Source organism: Agromyces humatus, assembly GCF_021228295.1.
GTDB classification, from domain to species: Bacteria; Actinomycetota; Actinomycetes; order Actinomycetales; family Microbacteriaceae; genus Agromyces; species Agromyces humatus.
Genome location: NZ_JAJQPD010000004.1, coordinates 368,991 through 391,060 on the forward strand (window position 1 = coordinate 368,991; position 22,070 = coordinate 391,060).

General features: G+C 71.0%; 18 protein-coding genes. 5 read left to right on the plus strand and 13 right to left on the minus strand.

The genetic code is table 11. The features are described 5' to 3' along the window. Positions 1-104 precede the first annotated feature (104 nt). On the plus strand, positions 105-2,555 hold the full coding sequence (locus tag LSF15_RS09275; RefSeq protein WP_232498234.1) for a metallophosphoesterase: 2,451 nt from the start codon (positions 105-107) through the stop codon (positions 2,553-2,555). Positions 2,556-2,572: 17 nt separating this feature from the next. Here LSF15_RS09275 and LSF15_RS09280 read toward each other — a convergent pair whose 3' ends face one another. Continuing rightward, positions 2,573-3,271 (minus strand): LuxR C-terminal-related transcriptional regulator, encoded by a 699-nt coding sequence (locus LSF15_RS09280; protein ID WP_232498235.1) that lies wholly within the window; start codon positions 3,269-3,271, stop codon positions 2,573-2,575. Beyond that, on the minus strand, positions 3,264-4,586 hold the full coding sequence (locus LSF15_RS09285) for an ATP-binding protein (protein ID WP_232498236.1): 1,323 nt from the start codon (positions 4,584-4,586) through the stop codon (positions 3,264-3,266). The genes LSF15_RS09280 and LSF15_RS09285 overlap by 8 nt, the downstream gene beginning before the upstream one ends. Before the next feature lie 115 nt (positions 4,587-4,701). Here LSF15_RS09285 and LSF15_RS09290 point away from each other — a divergent pair, with 115 nt between their 5' ends. Together LSF15_RS09290 and LSF15_RS09295 are read left to right on the plus strand one after the other, a co-directional pair. Then, positions 4,702-6,363: a PspC domain-containing protein gene (locus tag LSF15_RS09290; RefSeq protein WP_232498237.1), complete on the plus strand. Its 1,662-nt coding sequence runs from the start codon at positions 4,702-4,704 to the stop codon at positions 6,361-6,363. Between the two features lie 2 nt (positions 6,364-6,365). Beyond that, entirely contained in the window at positions 6,366-6,851 is a 486-nt protein-coding gene (locus tag LSF15_RS09295) for a tetraspanin family protein (protein ID WP_232498238.1), read from the plus strand. 56 nt (positions 6,852-6,907) lie between these two features. On the opposite strand, the gene LSF15_RS09300 is transcribed toward LSF15_RS09295, so the two are convergent. The 5 genes from LSF15_RS09300 to LSF15_RS09320 all read right to left on the minus strand — a co-directional run bounded on the left by LSF15_RS09300 (position 6,908) and on the right by LSF15_RS09320 (position 10,612). Beyond that, complete coding sequence (locus LSF15_RS09300; RefSeq protein ID WP_232498239.1) at positions 6,908-8,176, minus strand: UDP-N-acetylmuramate dehydrogenase; 1,269 nt, start codon at positions 8,174-8,176, stop codon at positions 6,908-6,910. A gap of 1 nt (position 8,177) precedes the next feature. Next, entirely contained in the window at positions 8,178-8,615 is a 438-nt protein-coding gene (locus tag LSF15_RS09305; RefSeq protein ID WP_232498240.1) for a MaoC family dehydratase, read from the minus strand. Continuing rightward, positions 8,615-9,061 (minus strand): FAS1-like dehydratase domain-containing protein, encoded by a 447-nt coding sequence (locus LSF15_RS09310; protein ID WP_232498241.1) that lies wholly within the window; start codon positions 9,059-9,061, stop codon positions 8,615-8,617. Before LSF15_RS09310 ends, LSF15_RS09305 begins: the two co-directional genes overlap by 1 nt. 182 nt (positions 9,062-9,243) lie before the next feature. Beyond that, a complete protein-coding gene (locus LSF15_RS09315; RefSeq protein ID WP_232498242.1) occupies positions 9,244-9,888 on the minus strand; it encodes a DUF937 domain-containing protein in 645 nt (214 codons plus the stop codon). Between the two features lie 109 nt (positions 9,889-9,997). Next, on the minus strand, positions 9,998-10,612 hold the full coding sequence (locus LSF15_RS09320) for a TetR/AcrR family transcriptional regulator (protein ID WP_232498243.1): 615 nt from the start codon (positions 10,610-10,612) through the stop codon (positions 9,998-10,000). A 137-nt stretch (positions 10,613-10,749) separates the two neighbouring features. Here LSF15_RS09320 and LSF15_RS09325 point away from each other — a divergent pair, with 137 nt between their 5' ends. Together LSF15_RS09325 and LSF15_RS09330 are read left to right on the plus strand one after the other, a co-directional pair. Then, on the plus strand, positions 10,750-11,982 hold the full coding sequence (locus LSF15_RS09325) for an MFS transporter (protein WP_232498244.1): 1,233 nt from the start codon (positions 10,750-10,752) through the stop codon (positions 11,980-11,982). Next, positions 11,979-13,610, plus strand: a complete 1,632-nt coding sequence (locus LSF15_RS09330) for an amidohydrolase (protein ID WP_232498245.1) — start codon at positions 11,979-11,981, stop codon at positions 13,608-13,610. The genes LSF15_RS09325 and LSF15_RS09330 overlap by 4 nt, the downstream gene beginning before the upstream one ends. Before the next feature lie 84 nt (positions 13,611-13,694). Here the strand turns inward: LSF15_RS09330 and LSF15_RS09335 are convergent, their stop codons facing one another. The 6 genes from LSF15_RS09335 to gabT form a co-directional block, all read right to left on the minus strand. Beyond that, the gene (locus LSF15_RS09335; RefSeq protein WP_232498246.1) at positions 13,695-15,248 is read right to left on the minus strand and encodes an APC family permease; all 1,554 of its coding nucleotides are present in this window, start codon (positions 15,246-15,248) and stop codon (positions 13,695-13,697) included. Positions 15,249-15,290: 42 nt separating this feature from the next. Continuing rightward, the gene (locus tag LSF15_RS09340; protein ID WP_232498247.1) at positions 15,291-16,169 is read right to left on the minus strand and encodes a universal stress protein; all 879 of its coding nucleotides are present in this window, start codon (positions 16,167-16,169) and stop codon (positions 15,291-15,293) included. Further along, positions 16,169-17,551, minus strand: a complete 1,383-nt coding sequence (locus tag LSF15_RS09345; protein ID WP_232498248.1) for a flavin monoamine oxidase family protein — start codon at positions 17,549-17,551, stop codon at positions 16,169-16,171. Before LSF15_RS09345 ends, LSF15_RS09340 begins: the two co-directional genes overlap by 1 nt. 128 nt (positions 17,552-17,679) lie before the next feature. Continuing rightward, a complete protein-coding gene (locus tag LSF15_RS09350; protein WP_232498249.1) occupies positions 17,680-19,149 on the minus strand; it encodes an NAD-dependent succinate-semialdehyde dehydrogenase in 1,470 nt (489 codons plus the stop codon). 95 nt (positions 19,150-19,244) lie between these two features. Continuing rightward, positions 19,245-20,645: a Glu/Leu/Phe/Val family dehydrogenase gene (locus LSF15_RS09355; RefSeq protein WP_232498250.1), complete on the minus strand. Its 1,401-nt coding sequence runs from the start codon at positions 20,643-20,645 to the stop codon at positions 19,245-19,247. After that, entirely contained in the window at positions 20,642-22,009 is a 1,368-nt protein-coding gene (gene gabT / locus LSF15_RS09360) for a 4-aminobutyrate--2-oxoglutarate transaminase (RefSeq protein WP_232498251.1), read from the minus strand. The genes LSF15_RS09355 and gabT overlap by 4 nt, the downstream gene beginning before the upstream one ends. Positions 22,010-22,070 lie beyond the last annotated feature (61 nt).

Genomic DNA, 22,070 nt, shown 5'->3' on the forward strand with positions numbered 1-22,070 from the left:
TGAACGGCGCGGGTGCATCGGGGCGGCACACCATGGCAGAAGCGGGCAGCGGCAGGGTTCGGCACCGCCTTGCCAGGGTCGCGATCGTCTCGACCGTCGCAGTCATGAGCATGCTCGCGCCAGCGCTCGCGGCGATACCCGCCTATGCTGCGGACTACTCCACTGCGCTGGCCCGGGCGCCGTACCTGACCGACCTGACCGGTCTCCACGTCAACATCAACTGGGCTACTGACAAGTCCGCCACCGTGGGCACCCTCAGGTGGGGGCCCGTCTCGGACGGCGCCTGCCAGCTCACCTCGACCGCGACGGCGAGCCGCGTTTCCGTGACGATCGGCAAGCTCGGGCGGTATCAGTGGAAGGTCCCGCTCAACCTCCCGGCGACCGGCACCTACTGCTACCGCCCCTACTTGGCGACGACCGACCTGCTCGGCACCGCCGCATCGCCAACATTCACGACACAGGTGCCGGCCGGGTCGACCGACCCGTTCAGTTTCGCCGTCTTCGGCGACTGGGGGCTGGTGGATGCCTCGGGCGTGAACGCCGAGCAGACCGGTGTCATGTCCGGGATCGCGGAGGCGGGGGTGCGGTTCGCCGTGACGACCGGCGACAACGGATATCCGTCGGGCAGTCAGACGAACTACGGCGATCTCCAGCAGACCGGCGGCAACACGAGCGCGATCTTCGGACCCGACTTCTGGACGCTCGCCGGGCCGACCGTTCCGCTCTTCACGACCCCCGGCAACCACGGGTTGAGCGGGACGACGGAGATCAAGACGTGGACTCAGGATGTCGTGGTCGCCGAGTCCGGCGGGCGGTACCAGAACGAGGTCTACTGCTGCGTCAACGGGACGTTCTCGGCGAACTACGGCAGCGCGTGGTATGCCTTCGACGCCGGGCCCGCCCGCTTCTACATCCTCACTTCTGCCTGGGGTAACACCAACAGGGGAACGGCCAACGTGTACGCGAACGACTACGCGGCGCACTTCGTGCCCGGCGCGCCCGAGTACGAGTGGCTCAAGCAGGATCTCGAGACACATCCGAGAGCGGTGAAGTTCGCGTTCTCGCATTACCCGTTCTACTCCGACAGCGCGACGGAGGCCTCCGACACGTACCTTCAGGGCCCGAACAGCCTCGAAGGGCTGCTCGGCAGCCACGGAGTCGACTTCGTCTTCAACGGCCATGCCCATAACTACCAGCGCAATCTCCGCAGTGCATCGGGGATGCCGGTCACCTACGTCACGGGCGGCGGCGGCGCCAAGGTCGGGCCCGTCGGTCCGTGCAGCGCAATCAACGCGTATGCCATCGGCTGGTCGAATTCCAAGGCCAAGGGATACGCGTGTGGTGCGGCGACGGTGCCGACGAGCAAGGCGCAGGTGTTCCACTTCCTCGAGGTGACGGTGGCAGGGTCGACGATCACGGTAGAGCCGACCGACTCGACCGGTCAGACGTTCGATGTGCAGACGTACGATCTCAACGCCACAGCCCCCCAAACCGTCATCGATTCCGCGCCGCCCGCCGCGACGACAGCGACGACCGCGACGATCGACTTCCACTCGACGTCGAACCCCGCCACGTTCACCTGCGCTGTCGACGGTGAGGCCGCTGTGCCGTGCACCAGTCCGCTCACGCTCGAGTCGCTCGCCGAGGGCGTGCACAGTGTCGCGGTCGCAGCCACGACGACAGCCGGCACCGATCCGACACCCGCGACCGCGTCGTGGCAGGTCGACACCACGGCACCGGCGGCGCCGCTCGGACTCGCGGCCTCTCCGGGACCCGGCACGGTGCAACTCGTCTGGCAGCCGGCGACCGACCCGAGCGGCATCGACGACTACATGGTCACTCGCGACGGCGCACCGCTCACGACCACCGGCGGCGCCCAATTCACGGATGCGGCGGTCACAGCGGGCGCAACGTACACCTACTCGGTGAGCGCGACGGATGGCGCGGGCAACCAGTCCGCGCCGAGCGAGTCTGTCACGACGACGGTTCCGTCCTCGATCCCCGTGATCTTCAGCGATGGGTTCGAAACGGGTACCCTGTCGGCCTGGACGACGCGGTCGGGGCTCACTGTGCAAACCGAAGAGACACACAACGGGGCATACGCGGCCCGCGCGACGACGACCAACGGCGCCACCTATGCAAAGAAGACCCTTCCCGCAACCTACGCCGACGGGTACGCGCGAGTGTGGTACAAACCGATCAGCACCCAGAGCCAGGTCAACATCCTGCGCTTCCGCGCCATCGACGGCACCTCACTCGGGTATCTCTATGCCACGCCGGCGGGTGCCCTCGCGTATCGCAACGAGGCGGCGGGCACCGCGATTGCGACGAGCGCGACGATCCCCGCGGGGTCGGGCTGGCACGCGCTCGAGTTGCACACGACGACGACAGGGCTGCTCGAGGTGTGGGTGGACGGCGTGTCCGCGCTGTCCACGACGACGAGCCTCTCGACATCACCTGTCGGCCAGTTCCAGATCGGTGAGGTGAATGCCGGGCGCACCTATGACGTGGTGTTCGACGACGCCGCATTCGCGACGGCGCGCGTCGGACCCTGACTCCTCAAGCCACCGACCTACAGCAACCGACGCGCATTCGCCCACGCCGTGAGTTCGTGCCGGCTCGAGAGCTGCAGCTTGCGCAGCACGGCCGACACATGCGTCTCGACCGTCTTGGTCGAGATGAAGAGCTCGGCCGCCACTTCTTTGTAGGCGTAGCCGCGCGCGATGAGGCGCATGACCTCCTGCTCGCGCGCCGACAGCCGATCGAGTTCGTCGCTCGCGGCGGCGGTCTCGCCGACCGCCGCCCCGAACGCGTCGAGCACGAACCCCGCGAGCTTCGGCGAGAACACGGCGTCTCCGCCCGCGACCGCGTGCACCGCGCGGCTCACATCGGCCCCCGATGAGCCTTTGGTGATGTACCCGCGCGCCCCGGCACGGATGACCCCGACCACGTCTTCGGCCTTGTCCGAGACGCTCAGGGCCAGGAAGCGGGTGCCCGGCACGCTCGGCGCCGCGCGCCGGATCACCTCGGCCCCGCCTGTGGTGCCGGCAGGCACGGCGAGCCCCGGCAGGTGCACGTCGAGCAGCACGACGTCGGGAGCGACATCCGTCACCACTCGCACCGCGGATTCGACGTCGTGCGCCTCGCCGACCACCTCGATCGAATCGGCGAGGTCGGCCTTCAGGCCCGATCGGAAGATCGAGTGGTCGTCGACCACCACGACGCGCACGGTCGGGCGCGCCTCGAGTGCGCGATCGGATGCCTCAGCCACGGCCGTTCTCCGATCCCACGCGTTCGGCGGGGTAGCGCAGCCGCACCTCGGTGCCGACTCCGCCGGCGCCCGGCCGCACCTCACCCGAACCGCCGACCCGGCGCATGCGACCGATGATCGACTGGCGCACGCCGAGCCGGTCGCCCGGCACGTCGGCGAGCGCGAACCCCGGGCCGCGGTCGCGCACGAACACCTCGACCGACTCAGGGCTCGACTCCACGTACACCGACACCTCTCCCCCGGCGTGCCTCGCCGCGTTCAGCATGGCCTCACGGGCGGCCGCCGCGAGTTCGCCGCTCGCCCGCTCGCGCGACTCCCCGACCACGACCACGTCGAACGTGACGGGGTAGTCGATCTCGAGGGCGCCGCCGTAGTCGCGCAGGTCGGTCGCGAGGTTGCTGTCGAGGGGCGCATCACCCGCGAAGAGCCAGTCGCGCAGCTCGCGCTCCTGTGCGCGGGCGATGCGGGCGACCTCGCTCGTGGCGCCCGCCCGGTTCTGGATGAGGGCGAGGGTCTGCAGCACCGAGTCGTGCAGGTGCGCGGCGATCTCGCTGCGCTCCTCCTCACGGATGCGCCGGGTGCGCTCGGCCGTGAGGTCGCGCCACTGCGCGATGAGCGTCGGTGCGAAGACGAGCGCGATGCCCACAAGGGCGGCGAGCGCGGTGAATGCGGCGCCGAACGTCTTCGTCGTGGTCGTGGACTGGCCGAGCACGACCACGAAGACGAGCACGGTGACCGAGAGCATCGCCGTCGCGGCGATGCGGATCGTCAGCTCGTGGCGCGGCCCCCGGATCGACTCGGCCCGGTCGATGAACGTCGCCCACGCACCGGCCGCGACGGCCGCACCGATGCCGGCCAGGGTCGGGCCGAACCAGGTGCCGACGGCGGCGACGTACCCAGGACCCGAGGCCTGTGTCAGCCACACCGGAACGAGGCAGACGGTCGACGCCGCGATCAGGATCCACGCGACCGGTGCGCTGCGGCTCGGCCGCTCGTCGCCCGGCGCCCACGGCGTCAACGCCCACAGCCAGAGGTAGAGCAGCAGCCCCGCGCCGGCGGCGAGGCTCGCGACGATGAACGCGGTGCGCACGATCCACACCGGCCAGCCGAGGTGCTCGGCGAGGCCCGCCGACACGCCGGTGGCCACGCAGGCCCGGGGCCGGGTCATCCGGCGTTCGGAGGGAAGGGTCGGAGCCGCCTCGGCCGTGCCGTCGGCTGATGCCGTGCTGCCGGCACCGGCCGCGGGCACGCCTGAGCCGGCGGGCACGTCGGGCCCCGGGGCATCCGCCGCCCGCGCCGCACCGCTGGTCTCCATGCCTGCAATCCAAGCAGACCCGGCCGCGACCACCCCGGGTCGCGACCGACGCTCAGGGTCGAATCAGGGATTCACCCCATGGCGGGCACCGAGCCGACGCTGCCACCATCGAGACATGGAGACGAACCAGACCGCCCCCGGGGCAGGCCCAGTGCCGGAAGATGCGCAGGGGGACTCCGCGTCCGCCGGCCCGCAGGCCGAGGGGGCGGTCGGTTCGTCTTCTGCGAACCCCGCCGGATCGACGGGCGGTGGTGCGACCGCGGGCGGCACGACGGCGGATGCCTCGGGCCCCGGGTTCTACTCCTGGCTGCGCCGTCTCGGGGTGCCCCGCCGGGCCGGCTGGCTCGGCGGCGTGTGCGCCGGCGTCGGCGCCCGCCTCGGCATCGACCCGATCATCGTGCGCGGCATCGTCGTCGTGATCGCCGTGCTCGGCGCACCGTTCGTGCTGCTCTACGCGATCGCGTGGCTGCTGCTGCCCGACACCGAGGGCCAGATCCAGCTCGAGCGCCTCACCCGCGGCATCGTCGATCCCGCGATCGTCGGCATCGCCGTCATGGGCGTGATCGGCCTCATCCCGCTCGTGCAGGGCGGATGGCTCGGCTGGCGCTGGTGGCCCGAATGGTCGATCAGCGACCCCATCTTCGGCTTCAACCTCACCTGGCCGCTGCGCGTGCTGTGGGTGCTCATCGTCGTCGGCGCGATCATCGCGCTCGTCGTGTGGCTGGCGAGGCGCGCCGCGGCGGGCCCCCGGGCCGCTGCGACCGGGCAGGGCGGCCCGACTCCCCCCGCATACGGCGCGCCGGATGCCCCGACCGCGACCACCGCGACCACCCTCGCCTTCGCCGCCGGAGCCGCGAACACCGCGACGGCGCCGGCCGCGACATCCGCTGGGCCGAACCCGGCCACCGAACCGCCCTTGCCCGCAGCCGGGGCTGATGCCGACGCCATCGCCGAATGGCGCGCCCAGCACGAGGCCTGGCGCGTCTCGCACGCCGAATGGAAGGCCGGCCAGGCCGAGGCCGATCGCGAGGCCCGCGCTCGCGCCGCCGTCGAGAACAAGGCGCGGGCGCAAGAGCTGACCGCGCAAGCCGAGGCCGCGCGCGCCGCACGGCGGGCGCTCCGGCCACGAACGAGCGCCGCCTACGTCGTGACCGTGCTCGGTGTCGCGCTCATCGGCGGAGCGATCGCCGCCCTTCGGGCGCTCGGCGTACCCGGCACCGCGGGCTTCGCGATCCCGATCGCCCTCGCCGTCGCCGCGCTCGCCATCGCGGTCGGCATGCTGATCGCGGCACTGCGTCGTCGCCGCGCCGGGTTCCTCGCCTTCACGGCGATCATCGCCACCGTCGCGATGCTCACCGCCACCGCGGGCGCCTCGATCATGCCGCAGGGCGCACTCGTGCCGCCCGGGTACGGCATCTCACTCGACCACTCGCAGCGGCTCGTGCAGCCGTTCGGCGACGCCTACATGTACGCCTTCCCGACCGGCGACGGCGACACCCCCGTCGTCGAACTGACCCAGGGCACGGGCAACACCTGGATCACGATCGACGAGAACGCGAGCGTCGTGCTCTTCGCGGCCGATGCCGGGGATGTGCGCGTGTACTCGGTCTCCCCCGACGGAATGGTCTCGCCGGTGCAGATCGACCCGGACGACGAGGTGCTCACGCTCGGCGGTGACCCGATCGTCAGTGACCGGGCCGAGAGCGGTGCCGACGTGCACCTCGTGCTGAATCAGACCTCCGGCGACGTGCACATCGAGATCCGCGAAGGAGCATGACCGTGACCGACACCACGAACCCGGGCGACGCGAACGCCCGCGAGGCGAACTCCGGCGAGGCGAACTCCGGCGACACGACCGCCTTCGCCTCGACGCCCATCGACTCGAGCGTCGCCGACGCCGACCGCACCACGACCGTGCTGCCCGAGTGGGTCACGGCGGGGCAGACGCCCGCCGAGGCCGCGGTGATCGCGCCTCCCCCGGCCCCTGCCCCGGCTCCGGCGACAGCGCCCGCTCCGGCTGACACCGTCGCGCGTCCCACGATCCGCTGGGGCGCCCTCGTCTGGAGCCTGCTGTTCGGCGCCACCGCCGCGTTCACCCTGTGGGTGCTCATCGACCCGGCGCGTCGGCTCGCCGTCGGCGAATGGCTCACGACGCTGAACCCGCTCGCGGCCGCCCTCTACGGGCTCATCGCCGTCGGGGTGATCCTCGCGCTGTTCGGCGTCGTGGGCCTCATCCGCCGGGGCGAGCGCGCCCGCCGCGCCTGACCGCCCGCGCCTGACCGCCCGCCCGCGCCTGACCGCGTGCGCGGCTCCTGAGTTCGCTAGAGCTCGAGGCCCACAAGCACGGGCTCGGGGTGCAGCACGATGCCGAACTCCCCCTGCACGCGCTGCTGCACGAGTCGGGCGAGCTGTACGATCTCGTCGGCAGTGGCGTCGCCGCGGTTGGTCAGCGCGAGGGTGTGCTTCGACGAGATCGCGGCGCGCGATCCGGGCAGCGCGAACCCACGACGGATGCCCGAGTGCTCGATGAGCCACGCGGCCGAGAGCTTCACGAGGGGCTCGGATTCTGCGACATCCGATTCGATGACGGATGTCTCGAGCGACGCCTGGAGCTCGAGGAACGCATCGAGCGGGGTGGCCGAGGCGAGCGTCGACAGCGGGGTGATCTCGTCGGGCGCCTCGGGCTCGACGTACCAGCGCGGTGCCGCGGCCGGCAGGGTGCGTGCGGTGTGTTCGCCGACGATCGGGTTGGTGAAGAATGAGCCGGCGCTCACCGAGTCGGGGTCGGCCGGGTCGAGCACCATGCCCTTCGAGGCGCGCAGCGCGAGCACGGTCTCGCGCACGCTCGCGATGGGCACCCGGTCGCCCTGCTGCACGTGCAGCGCGTCGGCGAGCTGCGCGTAGGCGATGGGCTGGCCGAGCGCCTCGCCGAGCACGGCACGTTCGGAGGCCGTGTCGTGCAGGTCGAGCTCGACCGAGACCACGATGCCGCGCATGCCCTGCTTCAGCACCGAGGTGCGGTAACCGAGTCCGAGCTCGGCGGCGGCCATGCGGCGGGGGACGTCGGCGCCCTCGTCGAGGAACTCGATCGCCACGAGCGTCGCCTCGAGCTCTTGCCCGTAGGCGCCGATGTTCTGCACGGGCGCTGCCCCGACTGACCCCGGAATGCCCGACAGCGCCTCGATGCCCGAATAGCCGTGCTCGACGGTCCACGCGACGAGGTCGTCCCAGCTCTCGCCGGCCTGCACCCGGAGGCGAACGGTGGATCCGGTCGCCGTCGATCGAGCAGCGGACGAAGGAGGCGTGCCGAGATCACCCTGCGACGGGTCTCGATCCGCTTCGCTACTCGACCGACGAGCGGGCAGCACCTCGATGCCCTTCGTTGCGATGCGGATGACGGTGCCGTCGAAGCCCTCGTCGCTCACGAGCAGGTTCGAGCCGCCGCCGAGGGCGAGCCACGGGGCATCCGTCGACCAGGCCTCGCGCGCGAGGTCGACGAGGTCGCGCTGCGTCGTCGCCGTGACGAGCCGCCCGATCGGTCCGCCGACGCGCAGCGTCGTGAGGTCGGCGAAGCGGATGTCGCTGCCCATGTCAGCCGAGCGCGACGCGCACTTGCGCCTTGCCGAGCACGGTGTCGTCGCCGAGCTTCACGGTGAGGTCGATGCGGGCGACTGCCGCGGACTCGTCGAGCTGGCCGACCTTCGCGACGACCGTGACGAGCGCGCCCTGCTCGGGGTCGACGACCACCGGACGGGTGAACTTCACCTGGTAGTCGGCGACCCGGCCGGGGTCGCCCGCCCAGTCGACGACCGGCTGCACGGCGAATCCCATGGTGAGCATGCCGTGCGCGAGCACGCCGGGCAGGCCCACCGAAGCGGCGACGTCGTCGCGGTAGTGGATGGGGTTGAAGTCACCCGACGCGCCGGCGTAGCGCACGAGCGAGTCGCGGGTGAGGGGGAACTCGCGTTCGGCGACGACGTCACCCACGGTGAGCGTGGCGAAGTCGGGGGCGGCGGTGGCGGAGGCCATCAGTCTTCTCCTCGGATCACGATCGTCGAGATCGCGGTGACGACGGGCGAGCCGGACTCGTCGGCGATCGCCGACTGGGCCGTGACGATCGAGTGCGGACCGAGGGTCTTCACGCTCGACACGGTGAGGGTCGCGGTGAGCAGGTCGCCCGCGACGATCGGCCGCGTCGAGATGAAGCGTTGGTCGCCGTGCACGACGCGCGAGAAATCGATGCCGGAGGCGGGGTCGGCCAGGAGTTGCGCGATCGCGTGCTCCTGCACGACGACCGCGAACGTCGGAGGCGCGACGACATCGTCGTAGCCTGCGGCACGCGCGGCCTCGGGGTCGAGGTTGATCGGGTTCGTCGCGAACACGGCGCGCGCGAACTCGCGCACCTTCTCACGACCGACGAGGTACGGCTCGGTGGGCGGGAAGACCCGCCCCTGCAGCTCGGGGTTCAGTGGCACCCCGACAGTCTATTCGGGGGCGGGTTGAGGAGCGACGCAGGGTGGGTTGAGGAGCGACGCAGGCGTTGGGTCGAGGAGGCGCGCAGCGCCGTCTCGAGACCAGCGTCTCGAAACCCGGATGCCACCACCTCGGGTTTCGAGACGGCGCTGACGCGCCTCCTCAACCCGCCAAGCTCAGGGACTCAGCGCTTGCCGCCGCCGAGCAGCCCGCCGAGGATGTCGCCGAGGCCGCCGCCGCCCGAGCCGCCCGACGCGCCGCCGCCGCCGCCGAGGAGCCCACCGAGCAGGTCGCCGAGGCCACCGCCGCCGCCGCTCGGAGCGCCACCACCGCCGCCGAGGAGCCCGCCGAGGATGTCGCCGATGCCGCCGCCCTCGCCGCCGCCCTCGCCATCGCCAGCCTCGGCCTGCGCCGCGGGCGCCTGCTGCTTCTTCTGGAACTGCGCCGCAAGGAAGCTCATCACGATCGGTGCGAGGATCGGCAGCAGCTTGACGACCACGCCGCCGATGCCGCCGCCCGACTTCGTGTCGAGCGCGTTCACGACCTGGTCGGTGTTGCCGCCGAACACGTTCTTCACGATCTTCTCGCCATCGGCCTCGTCGACATCGCCGAGGTTCACGCCGCCCCGCACGAGTTGCGGATCGTGCTGCGCGACGGCCTTCTCGAGCGATGCCGCGCCCGCGGGGTCGGTGGCGTTCGCGCCCATGCCGGCGAGCAGTGCCGGCAGCGCCTCGTTCACGGCGCTCGTCGCCGTCGCCTCGTCGACGCCGAGCTTCGCGGCGATGTCGCCGATCGGCAGGTCGGCGATGATGTCTTCGATTCCAGCCATTGCGCGTTCCCCAATCTGCACGCCCCGCCGTCGGGGCGCCCCGGGATCACCGTATCGTCGCGAGCGTGCCGCGCGGAAGGGACATCCGCCCGCGTCTGCTGCTGCAGGCTCAGTCGAGGACGTACCGTGCCAGGCGAAGGCGCAGGCCGTCGAGCAGCAGTTCGAGCCCCGACTCGAACGCCCGGTCGCTGCGCGACCGTCCGCGGGGGCCCGCTTCGACGAGGCGGCCGAGCGTCTCGGTCGCGGTCTCGGGCCGCCACACCTCGTCGGGCGAGGCGAGATCGAGGCCGAAGCCGATCGAGAAGGCGTCGATGATGGCCACGATCTCCAGCACGTCGTCTTCGGGGAAGCCGCCGTCGACGAGTGCAGTGGCGAGCCGGTCGTAGCTCGCGATGACGGTGGGGTCGGTGATCGTCTTGCCGACGATGAGCGGGATGAGGAACGGATGCTCCGCGTACATCCGCCGCTCGGCGCGGAGCGTCGCCTCGACGACCGCGTCCCAGGTGCCGGCGACGGCCTCGGACATGTACCGCTCGCCGAGCCGGCCGCGCATGAGCTCGACGATCTCGTCGCGGCCGGCCACGTGATTGTAGAGCGAGGACGGCGTCACGCCCAGCCGTCTCGCGATGGCGTTGACGCCGAACGGCAGCCCCTCCTCGACGAGCTGCATCGCGGCATCGGCGATGCGGTCGGGCGACAGCAGCGGTGTCCTCGGCCTCGGCATCGGCGCCTCCTTCGTCGACGTCAGCCTACGGGTCGCGAAATCCCCTCTTCCCGAATCCCGCTCACTTCTGCATAATAAACGAATACCATTCGTTTACCTCGCGCACACTGTCGTGCCGAACCCCCCGGAGGTCCCCCGTGTCCAACTCCCTCCCATCCGTCCGGATCCCCCTGCGGGTGCCGAGCGCCGCCGCCACGTTCGGGATCGGCATCGCCGGCTACCTCGGCGTGAACCTCTCGCCGTACATGATCGCCGCGGCGCAATCGGCGCTCGGGGTCGACGTGCTCACCGCGAGCTGGCTCGTGACGGGCACCCTGCTCCTCACGGCCGTCACCGGCCTCGCCACTGCGAGGCTCAGCGCAGGACCGCACCGCGTGCTCGTCGCGCGCGTCGGGCTGGTGCTCGCCGCGGTCGGCTTCGGCGCCGCCGCGCTCGTGCCCGCCCCCGCGGTGGTCGTGGCGGGTCTGCTCCTCGGCGGCATCGGCGCAGGCGGCGCCGTCTCGTCCTCGGGCGCCGCGCTGGCCGCGTTCATCGACCCCGACCGGGTCGCCGGGTTCAACGGGCTCGCCAACCGTGCGATCGTGACCGTGATCCTCGCGCTGATCCCGCTCGTGCCGCTCGTGCCGATCAGCGTCTTCGGCACGCTCGCGCTCTTCGCCCTCGTGGTGCTGTTCATGTCGGCGTGGCTGCCGTCCGCCCCCGTCGTGGAGCACGCCGCCGTACCGGTCGCCGGCGCCGCGGCATCCGATGCCGTCGCCCGACGGCCGCACCGCGTCGAGACGATCGCGGGCTTCGCGCTGCTCGGCACGTTCGCGTTCTGGGCCGTCAGCGAGGATTCGCTCTGGGCCATGGCGGGGGTCATGGGCGCCGACCAGGCCGGCCTCACCCCGGAGGGCCTCGGCATCGCGCTGAGCGGCGCCACCGCGGGCGGCATCGTCGGCGCCGTCCTGCTCATGGTCGTCGGCAACCGCCTCGGCCGGGCGGTGCCGCTCGCGATGCTGCTCGCCATCGGCGGCGTGCTGAAGATCGTCGAGGGCTTCGTGACCGACCCGACCGCGTTCATCGTCGTGTTCATCGCGTGGAACACCATCTACGCGATCGCCTTCCTCTACTTCGTCTCGACCGCGGCGGCCCTCGACGCGGACGGCCGGTGGTCGGGTCCGCTCCTGGCGGTGTACCTCGTGGGGTCGGCCCTCACGCCGGTGATCGGCGCGGCGCTCGTCGAGTCGTTCGGCTATCAGGGCTTCGTCGTGGTGCTGGGCGTCGCGAGCTTCGTCCTGGCCGTGCCCGCCTTCCTCGTCGCGCGCATCTCGAGCCGGCTCCAGCGAACCGAGGAACCCGCCGCCGTGGCCGAAGGGGTGGCGGCATGAACCTCACCGTCCACGCGAACGGCCGCGTGTTCACTGCCGATGAGCCCGCGTGGGCACAGGCCGTCGTCGTCGAGGGTGAGCGCATCTCGTTCGTGGGGTCCGACGCCGATGCCGCGGCGTTCGCCGGGCCGGATGCCGCGGTCGTGGACCTGGAGGGCCGGGTCGTGGTGCCCGGCTTCATCGACGCCCACACCCACCTCGTCATGATGGGCGAGGCGCTCGGCAAGGTCGGCCTCACCGACGCGCGCACGCTCCCGGAGATCCAGGACCGGCTGCGCGCCGCACGCGACGCCGAGCCCGACGCACCCCGCCTGCTCGGTCGCGGCTGGCTCTTCGACTCGGTGCCGGGCGGCACGCCCACGGCGGCGATGCTCGACGCCGTCGTCGCCGACGTGCCCGTGTACCTCGACGCGAACGACTACCACTCCGCGTGGGTCAACTCGGCCGCACTGCGCGAGCTGGGCATCGACCGGGACACCCCTGATCCGCTCGGCGGGCGCATCGGCCGCGACGCCCGCGGCGAGCCCGACGGCATGCTCTACGAGACTGCCGCACAACAGCATGTGTGGTCGCTGCTCGCCGAGGTCGCGACCGACGCCGACCGCGACGCGGCCGTCGAGCGCACCATCGCCGCCTACCTCGCGACGGGCGTCACGGGCGTGGTCGACATGGCGTTCGACGAACTCGGCCTCGCGGCGTTCGATCGTGCGGCCGAACGCCGCGGCGACACGCTGCCGATCCGCGTGCTCGCGCACTGGTTCATCGCCAACACCGGCGAAGATGCGCAGAACCTTGCGCAGGTCGCTCGCGCCGTCGAGCTCGCGGGAGAGCGCAGGCCGTGGCTGAAGATCGCCGGCATCAAGCTCGTGCTGGACGGCGTGATCGACGCGTGCACGGCCGCGATGCGGCATCCGTACGCCGACGGCTCGAACGCCGAGCCGATCTGGCCGCTCGAGCGGCTGCGCCCGGTGGTGGCCGCGGCCGACGCGGCCGGACTCCAGGTTGCGTTGCACGCGATCGGCGACCTCGCGAGCGATGTGGCGCTCGACGCGCTCGAGCACGCGCACGCCGTGAACGGCGACCGCCCGCGGCGCCACCGCATCGAGCACCTCGAGTACGCCGCCCCCGCGACGGCCGCCCGCATGGCCGCGCTCGGCGTCACCGCCTCGATGCAGCCCGTGCACGCCGACCCCGCGATCTGGGCCAACTGGGCGGCGATGCTCGGTGACGAGCGCACCGACCGCGGATTCGCCTGGCCGGAGTTCCGCGAGGCGGGTGCGCTGCTCGCGTTCTCGACGGATGCCCCGACCGCCCCGCACGAGGCGCTGCCCAACCTGTACATCGCGGCGACGCGACGGTCGGCCCTCGACTCCTCGTACCCCGCGAACCACCCCGAGTACGCGGTGCCGCTCGCGGACGCGGTCGCCCACGCGACGCGAGATGCCGCCGCGAGCTGCCTCGAGGAGCACGAGCGGGGCCGCATCGCACCGGGCCTCGCGGCCGACTTCGCGGTGCTCGACCGTGACCCGTTCATCGAGGGAGCCGAAGTGCTGCTCGAGGCGCGCGTGGTGCGCACGGTCGTGGCGGGGCATCCGGTGTATGAAGCCGCCGCGGCATCCGTCGGCTGAAACTCCACTCGACGACAGAACCGCCCCCGGTCTCTCGGGGGCGGTTCTGCAGGTCTGCTCGCGCTCGGAGGCGGTCTCCGAACCTCAGTCTTCGGCGGTCGCGCGCGTCAGCGTCTCGCCGCGGAAGAAGCCCGGCCGCTTCCACCACTGCCACAGCATGATCACGACACCCGAGAGCAGCACGACCATGCCGAGCACGAACACGAGGCCGAGACCGAAGATGTTCGAGCCGCTGCCGTAGTCGGGGTTCATGCTGTCGATGAGCGTCGTGAAGAACAGCACGCCGAGGATCACGCCACCGACGAGCGGGAACAGCAGGGTGAAGAAGAAGTTGCGCACCGAGCGCCACCACACCTTGCGGAAGAACCACACGCACGCGAACGCGGTGATGCCGTAGTAGAAGCAGATCATCATGCCGAGCGCGGTGATCGTGTCCCAGAGCACGTCTTCGCTGAGGAACCGCATGACGGCGTAGAAGACCGACGCCACGACCGCCGAGACGATCGTCGCGTAGCCGGGGGTGAAGAACCGCGGGCTGACCGTCGCGAACTTCTCGGGCAGGGCGCCGTAGTGGCCCATCGCGAGCAGCGTGCGCGCGGGCGACACGAACGTCGACTGCAGCGACGACGCCGACGAGGTGAGCACCGCGAGCGACACGAGCACCGCGAGCGGGCCGAGGATCGGACCGGCGAGGTGGAAGAACACGTTGTCCTGGATGTCGGGGTTGCCGAGTCCGAACTCGCCCGTGCCGACACCCGCGTAGGCGATGAGCGCGACCGCGATGAGCAGGTACAGCACCACGATCGTGATGACCGTGATGGTCGCCGCACGGCCGGGAGTCTTCTCGGATCCCTTCGTCTCCTCGTTCATGGTGAGGGTGACGTCCCAGCCCCAGAAGATGAAGATCGACAGCGAGAGGCCGGCGGCGAATGCCGAGAACGACTCGACTGCGAACGGGTTGAACCAGCTCAGCTCGATCGCGGTGGCGTCGAAGGCGTTGCCGTTGGCGACCTCGACGAGGGCCGCCCCCGCGAAGATCAGCAGCACGAGCACCTGGAAGCCGACGAGCCAGTACTGCAGTCGCTGCGTGGTCTGCATGTCGCGGTACGACACCCACGTCGCCGCGGCGACGAACAGCAGACAGACGGTGACATTGATGAGCGGATTCGCCGCGAGGCCGGCGATCTCGGGGTTGCCCGTGATCTGCGAGATCAGCAGGAACAGGAAGTCGACGGCGATGCCCGCGAGGTTCGAGAGCACCAGGATCGTCGCGGCGATGAGGCCCCAGCCCGCCATCCAGCCGATCCATGGGCCGAAGGCCCGGGTCGCCCACGTGAACGACGTGCCCGAGTCGGGCATGCGGCGGTTGAGCTCGCGGTAGCCGAACGCGACGAGCAACATCGGAATGAACCCCACGAGGATGATCGCGGGCACCTGCACCCCGACCTCCGACACGGTCGGGCCGAGGGCGGCCGTGAGCGTGTACGCGGGCGCGATGCACGAGATGCCGATGACGATCGCGCCGATGAGGCCGACGGCTCCCGCCGACAGCCCCTTCTTCGTGATGCCGTGCTCGGCGCCGTCGACCGCGCGGGTCGCTTCGGTCAGCGGGGGCAGGTGGTCAGGTTGTTGCGTCATTGCAGTCTCTTTCAGGAGGTCGTGGTGCGCGGCACCGCGACGTCAGGGGGTCGTGGTGCGCGGCACCACGATGACGGGCACCGGGAGTTCGCGAAGCATCTTCGCGGCGGTGGAACCGAGGAACAGGTGATGCGGGGTGGCGAGCCGGCTCGAACCGACGAGCACGACCTCGCCGGCGTGCCACTCGAGGTCGCGCACCGACTCCTCGATGGTCGCGCCCGTGGCGGTCACGACGGTCGCGTCGACGCCGGCCGGCAGCGAGCGCTGCGCTTCGGCGAGCACCTCGTCGGCGTGCGCACTGCTCGCGAGGTCGGCGAGCCCCTCGTCCATGCCCGACGGCAGGTCGATGGGCACGAGCGAGAGCAGGCGCAGCGGCGCGTGCGCCGAACGCGCGAAGCGAACGGATGCCTCGAGCACGGCGCTCGACCCCGCACGCGTGCCGATCGCCGCCGTGATGCGGGTAACCCCCTGTGCGGGTGCGACCTCGCGAGCGCCCGCGGGCGCGAGCGCCACCGGCACATCCGACGAGTGCAGCAGCGCGCTCGCGACCGAGCCGATGCGCATGCGTCCGAGCAGGCCGCCGCGGGCCGCGCCGACGACGATGAACGACGCGGCGAACTCGTGCGCGGCCTCGATGAGCCCCTCGGCGAACGACTCGGCGTAGCGGATGTGCAGCTGCTGCGCGATGTCGTCGTCGAGCGTGGCCGAGGCTTCGGCGAGCCAGGTGCGCGAGCGCTCCTTGACGTAACGCTCATAGCCGGTGTCAGGCGGGATGACGCCGCCGCGCACCTCGATCGGCAGCACCATGACCACCTCGAGCAGCGCCTCGGTCGCGGCGGCGAGCCGCGCGCCGAGGGCGAGGGCGTCGGCACCCGATTCGTTGGCCGTGTAGCCGACGACGATGCGATCGGGCCCCGACATCAGCGGCCCTCGAGGATCGCGTCGGCGACGAGTCGACCCATGCGAATGGCGCCGTCGACGTGCTGGTAGCCCTTGCCCGCCATGTCGCTGCACGCGAAGTGGATCGGGCCGACGGGCGTGCGCAGGTCGGCGCCGTAGCGCGCGAGGCCGCCCATGTCGAAGCTCGCGGCATAGGCGCCACGGGTCCACTCCTCGCTGCCCCAGTCGCTCTCGTAGTACACGACCGGGGTGAGCGCCTGCTCGCCGTAGTAATGCGAGATCGACTCGAGGATGCGCGCCTTGCGCTCCTCGGCGCTCAGCGAGAACACACCATCGGCCTCTTCGTCGGAGACGAAGCCGACGAGCGTGCCGCGCGGGTCGTCGTGGTTCGTGTTGTCATAGGCCTCGTGGCAGAGCTCGTAGGGGCTGAACGCGGTGCCGCTGAGGCCGGAGTCGCGCCAGAACGGCGTCTCGTAGACGGCGTGCACCTTGATGACGAAGCCCATCGACAGGTGCTGGTGCAACTGGTGCTGGCGGCGCGGCAGCGGCGGCTCGTATGAGATTCGGCTGATGAGGATCGGCGGGACGGCCAGGATGACCCGGTCCGCGTGCACCTCGAGGCTGTCGGTCACGGCGACGACACCGTGGCCCACGGCATCACCCTGTCCCCCGACAGACTGAGCCCAGCGGATCGTGCGCACCGGCTGGCCCAGCCGGATGCGCTCGCCCAGCCGCTCGGCGAGCCCCAGCGGCACCTGCTGCAGGCCGCCGACGACGCGCTTGTCGAGGATGAAGTCGGCGTCGACGAGGTTCGAGAACGAGCCGGCCGAGGCGGCCATGAGCAGCGCCTGCAGCGCCGAGAACGCGTGGTCGGGCTTGGTGAGCATCGCACCCGCGATGAACATGCCGATGTTCAGGCGCGCCTCGTCGTCGTCGGTCTGCGTCTCGAGCCAGTGCGCGAACGAGATCTCGTCGAGCTCCTTGGCCTTCGGGTGCGCCCACGGCTCGTCGGGATCGATCTGCGCGACGAGTGCATCGAGCTTCTCGATGAGGCCGACGATCTCGCCCTCGGTCTTCGCCGGAACCGGGAAGATCTCGCCCTCGAAGAGGCGCCGCACGCCGTCCTTGTCGATGTAGACGTTCTCGCCCTCGCGGTAGCGCGAGTAGGTCTCGAGGCCGAGCTCGTCGAGCGTCTCGATGAGGGCGTCCTGATCGGGCGAGACCCACTGGCCGCCGATCTCGAGCATGGCGCCCTCGATCGTGTCGGTCCAGAGGCGGCCGCCGACGCGGTCGCGAGCCTCGAGCACGACGACCGAGCGGCCCGCGTTCACCAGCTTGGTGGCGGCGGTGAGGCCGGCGGCGCCGGCCCCGACGATGACGACATCCGTGTCGATGCGTTCCATGATTCCTGTCTTCTCAGTTCCGTGGGTTGAGGAGCGCTCGACGAAGGAGGCCGCGTCTCGTAACCCGAGTCATGACGTAGCGGGTTTCGAGACGGTCGCTTCGCTCCCCCCTCAACCCACGGTTCTGCTCAGCTCACCGGGATGAGCGTGTACTTGGTGTCGAGGTACTCGTGGATGCCTTCGAACCCGCCCTCGCGGCCGATGCCCGATTGCTTGATGCCGCCGAACGGTGCGGCGGCGTTCGAGACGAGGCCGGTGTTCAGGCCCATCATGCCGGTGGCGAGCCGCTCGATCATGCGGTGCCCGCGCGCCAGGTCTTGCGTGAACACGTACGAGACGAGCCCGTATTCGGTGTTGTTCGCGAGGCGGACGGCCTCGTCTTCGTCGGCGAAGGTCGTGATGCCGAGCACCGGGCCGAAGATCTCCTCGCGCAGCAGGCGCGCGTCGGCCGGAACCGAGCCGAGCACCGTGGGCGAGTAGAACGAGCCCGCACCCGAGATCACGGCGCCGCCGGTGAGCAGCGTCGCGCCCTTGTCGACGGCGTCCTGGACGAGTTCGTCGGTCGTCGCGACCGCCTTGTCGTCGATCAGCGGGCCGATCGCGATGCCGTCTTCGGTGCCGCGACCCACCCGCATCGCCGAGACCCGCTCGGTGACGCGGCGGGCGAACTCGGCGGCGACGTCTTCGTGCACGATGAAGCGGTTGGCCGCGGTGCACGCCTGGCCGATGTTGCGGAACTTCGCCAGCATCGCCCCGTCGACCGCCTTGTCGAGGTCGGCGTCGTCGAACACGACGAACGGCGCGTTGCCGCCGAGCTCCATGCTCGTGCGAAGGATGCCCTGCGCCGACTGCGCCATGAGCGCGCGGCCGACCTCGGTCGAACCGGTGAAGCTCAGCTTGCGCAGCCGCGGGTCTGCGATGATCGGCGCCGACACCTTCGACGACGTCGAGGTGGCGATGACGTTGACGACACCGGCGGGCAGGCCGACCTCTTCGAGCAGCTGCACGAAGGCGATGGTCGTCAGCGGCGTGAGGGCCGGGGGCTTGATCACCACGGTGCATCCGGCAGCCAGCGCAGGCGCGATCTTGCGCGTCGCCATCGCGAGCGGGAAGTTCCACGGGGTGATGAAGAACGAAGGACCGACCGGCCGCTGCGACACGACCATGTGGCCGGTGCCCTCGGGGTTCAGGCCGTAGCGGCCCGAGATGCGCACTGCCTCTTCGCTGAACCAGCGCAGGAACTCGCCGCCGTAGGCGACCTCGCCGCGTGCCTCGGCGAGCGGCTTGCCCATCTCGACCGTCATGAGCAGCGCGAACTCCTCTTTGCGCTCCTGCAGCAGGTCGAACGCACGACGGAGCAGCTCACCGCGCTGGCGCGGCGGGGTGGCGGCCCACGCCTCCTGCGCGGCCACGGCGGCGTCGAGCGCACGAATGCCGTCGGCCGGCGAGGCATCCGCGATCTCCTTGATCGTCTCGCCCGTCGAAGGATCGCTGACGGCGAGGGTCTTGCCGCCCTCGGCGTCGACCCACTCGCCGGCGATGAACAGCCCGCCGTTGACCTTGTCGAGCACGGTGGCTTCGAGTGTTGCGTTCGTCATGCGTGTCGTTTCCGTTTCGTGATTCTCGGTGGCGGTTCGGTGGCTGTCGGATGTCCCGGCGGGGGTTCCCCGTCGATCAGGGGGTTCCCCGTCGATCAGGGGTAGAGGCCGCGGAGCTTGTGCGCCTCGGCGACGCGTTCGACCGCCAGCGCGGTCGCCGCGGTGCGAAGTGACAGCCCTCGCGCGTCGGCGTAGCCGAGCACGCACTGCCAGGCGCTCAGCATCCGCTCCTCCAGTCTGCTCTCGACCTCGTCGGCGCGCCACCAGTAGGCCTGGTTCGCCTGCACCCATTCGAAGTACGAGACGATCACGCCGCCCGCGTTCGCGAGGATGTCGGGTACCACGAGGACGCCGCGCTCGCGCATGATGCGGTCGGCGGCGGGGGTCGTGGGACCGTTCGCGCCCTCGACGACGACCTTCGCTCCGACGCGGGCGGCGTTGCCGTCGTGCAGCACGCCCTCGACGGCGGCCGGCACGAGCAGGTCGACGTCGAGCGTGAGCAGGTCGGCGCCGTCGATGGGCTCGGCGCCCGCGAAGCCGACGACCGAACCCGTCGCACGCACGTGGTCGTTGAGTGCCCCGATATCGAGGCCCGCGGCACTGAACACGGCGCCGTACTGGTCGCTCACGCCCGTGACGGTCACGCCCGCCTCGGCGAGGAAGCGCGCCGCGTCGGCGCCGACCTTGCCGAAGCCCTGCACGGCGGCGGTCGAGCTGGCGGGCTCGAGGCCGACGTGGCGCAGCGCGGCGAGGGCGATGTGGGTGACACCGCGGCTGGTCGCGCTCGCGCGACCCTGCGACCCTCCGAGCGAGATGGGCTTGCCGGTCACGATGCCGGGCACCGTGTAACCGCTGTTGACGGAATACGTGTCCATCATCCAGGCCATCGTCTGCTCGTCGGTGCCGATGTCGGGCGCGGGGATGTCGCGCTCGGGCCCGATGATCGGCAGGATCTCGCTCGTGTACCGACGCGTGACGCGCTCGAGCTCGGCCATCGAGTGCTCGCGCGGGTCGATGGCGAGGCCGCCCTTCGCACCGCCGTAGGGCACGTCGAGCAGCGCACACTTCCAGGTCATCCACATCGCGAGCGCGCGCACCTCGTCGAGGTTCACGTTGGGCGCGTAGCGCAGGCCGCCCTTCGCGGGACCCCGCGAGAAGTTGTGCTGCACGCGGTGGCCGATGTAGAGGCGGCTCTCACCCGAGTCGAGGCGCAGGGGCACCGCGACGGTGAGCTCGCGACGCGGGGTCGCGAGCATCTGGTGCAGGCCGTCGGTGAGGCCGAGCAGCCCCACCGCCTCGGCGAGCTGCGACCGCGCGTCGCTCAGCGGCGTCGCGACGTGCGCGTCGGCGGCGTGGCCTGCTGCCCGATCAGGGGATATCGACGTAGTGCCGCGTGTCGCCACCGGTTCGAACGGCGTGTCGCGCAAATCCCCTGATCCGGCAGACTGCACGGCCGCGGATGTCGCGGACGACGTCATTGTCGTCGTGTCGGTCATGCGGTCTTGAGTCCTTCTGCGATGACGCCGAGGCCCTCGATGAGGAGCTCGTCGGAGATGGTGAGCGGGGGGAGGAACCTGATGACGTTGCCGTAGGTGCCGCACGTGAGCACGACGACGCCGTTCTGGTGGGCGTGCTTCGCGATGGCGTTCGTGAGGGCCGCGTCGGGGGCACCGGTCGCGGGGTCGACGAGCTCGATCGCGACCATCGCGCCGCGGCCGCGCACGTCGCCGATGCGGGGGTCTGCGGTTCGCATGGCGTTGAGGCGTCCGATGAGCACGGCGCCGATCTCGCGGGCGCGCTCGATGAGGCCGTCGGACTCATAGGACTCGATCGCGGCGAGCGCGGCGGCGCACGCGAGCGGGTTGCCGCCGTAGGTGCCGCCGAGGCCGCCCGCCATCGCCGAGTCCATGATCTCGGCACGGCCGGTCACGGCCGACAGCGGCAGGCCGCCCGCGATGCCCTTCGCCGTGACGACGAGGTCGGGGACGATGCCGTCGTGCTCGCTCGCGAACCATGCGCCCGTGCGGCCGAAGCCGGTCTGCACCTCGTCGGCGATGAACACGACATCGTTGGCGCGCGCCCACTCGACGAGCGCCGGAAGGAAGCCCTGTGCGGGCACGATGAAGCCGCCCTCGCCCTGGATGGGCTCGATGATGATCGCGGCGAGGTTCTCGGCGCCGACCTGCTTCTCGATCTGCGTGATCGCACGGGCCGCCGCCTCGGCGCCCGACAGGCCGCCGTCGCGGAACGGATAGCTGAGCGGCGCGCGGTAGACCTCGGACGCGAACGGGCCGAAGCCGCTCTTGTACGGGATGTTCTTCGCGGTGAGCCCCATGGTGAGGTTCGTGCGGCCGTGGTAGGCGTGGTCGAACGCGACGACGGCCTGCTTCTTCGTGAAGTGACGGGCGATCTTCACGGCGTTCTCGACGGCCTCGGCGCCCGAGTTGAACAGCGCCGAGCGCTTGACGTGGTCGCCGGGCGTGAGCTCGTTGAGCTTCTCGGCGACGGCCACGTAGTTCTCGTACGGCGCGACGGTGAAGCACGTGTGCGTGAACGCGTCGAGCTGGGCCTTCACGGCCGCGACCACGCGCGGGTTGGCGTTGCCGACACCGGTGACGGCGATGCCCGAGCCGAGGTCGATGAGCGAGTTGTCGTCGGCGTCGACGAGCACCCCGCCGCCTGCAGCGACGACCGAGACGGGAATCGTGGTGCCGACGCCCGAGGCGACGGCCTCGGCCTTGCGGGCCATGAGCTCCTGCGAGCGCGGGCCGGGGATGGCGGTGACGAGGCGGCGCTCCTGCGCGAGCGCGGGCCCTCCGGTGGCGGTGGTCGGCGTGGCCGAGGTGTCGACGAGAGTCATGGCTGCTCCGATGCAAGGTGGCGGCGGTGGCTGATGCTCGATGCTAGGTCGCGATGATCGG

Bases quoted from the DNA above. Each gene is read 5' to 3' on its own strand.
- LSF15_RS09335 (WP_232498246.1), bottom strand. From the start codon at position 15,248: ATGACGCAACAACCTGACCACCTGCCCCCGCTGACCGAAGCGACCCGC.
- LSF15_RS09350 (WP_232498249.1), bottom strand. From the start codon at position 19,149: ATGACGAACGCAACACTCGAAGCCACCGTGCTCGACAAGGTCAACGGC.
- LSF15_RS09340 (WP_232498247.1), bottom strand. From the start codon at position 16,169: ATGTCGGGGCCCGATCGCATCGTCGTCGGCTACACGGCCAACGAATCG.
- LSF15_RS09305 (WP_232498240.1), bottom strand. From the start codon at position 8,615: ATGGCCTCCGCCACCGCCGCCCCCGACTTCGCCACGCTCACCGTGGGT.
- LSF15_RS09320 (WP_232498243.1), bottom strand. From the start codon at position 10,612: ATGCCGAGGCCGAGGACACCGCTGCTGTCGCCCGACCGCATCGCCGAT.
- LSF15_RS09290 (WP_232498237.1), top strand. From the start codon at position 4,702: ATGGAGACGAACCAGACCGCCCCCGGGGCAGGCCCAGTGCCGGAAGAT.
- LSF15_RS09285 (WP_232498236.1), bottom strand. From the start codon at position 4,586: ATGGAGACCAGCGGTGCGGCGCGGGCGGCGGATGCCCCGGGGCCCGAC.
- gabT (WP_232498251.1), bottom strand. From the start codon at position 22,009: ATGACTCTCGTCGACACCTCGGCCACGCCGACCACCGCCACCGGAGGG.
- LSF15_RS09300 (WP_232498239.1), bottom strand. From the start codon at position 8,176: ATGGGCAGCGACATCCGCTTCGCCGACCTCACGACGCTGCGCGTCGGC.
- LSF15_RS09315 (WP_232498242.1), bottom strand. From the start codon at position 9,888: ATGGCTGGAATCGAAGACATCATCGCCGACCTGCCGATCGGCGACATC.
- LSF15_RS09275 (WP_232498234.1), top strand. From the start codon at position 105: ATGAGCATGCTCGCGCCAGCGCTCGCGGCGATACCCGCCTATGCTGCG.
- LSF15_RS09330 (WP_232498245.1), top strand. From the start codon at position 11,979: ATGAACCTCACCGTCCACGCGAACGGCCGCGTGTTCACTGCCGATGAG.
- LSF15_RS09355 (WP_232498250.1), bottom strand. From the start codon at position 20,645: ATGACCGACACGACGACAATGACGTCGTCCGCGACATCCGCGGCCGTG.
- LSF15_RS09345 (WP_232498248.1), bottom strand. From the start codon at position 17,551: ATGGAACGCATCGACACGGATGTCGTCATCGTCGGGGCCGGCGCCGCC.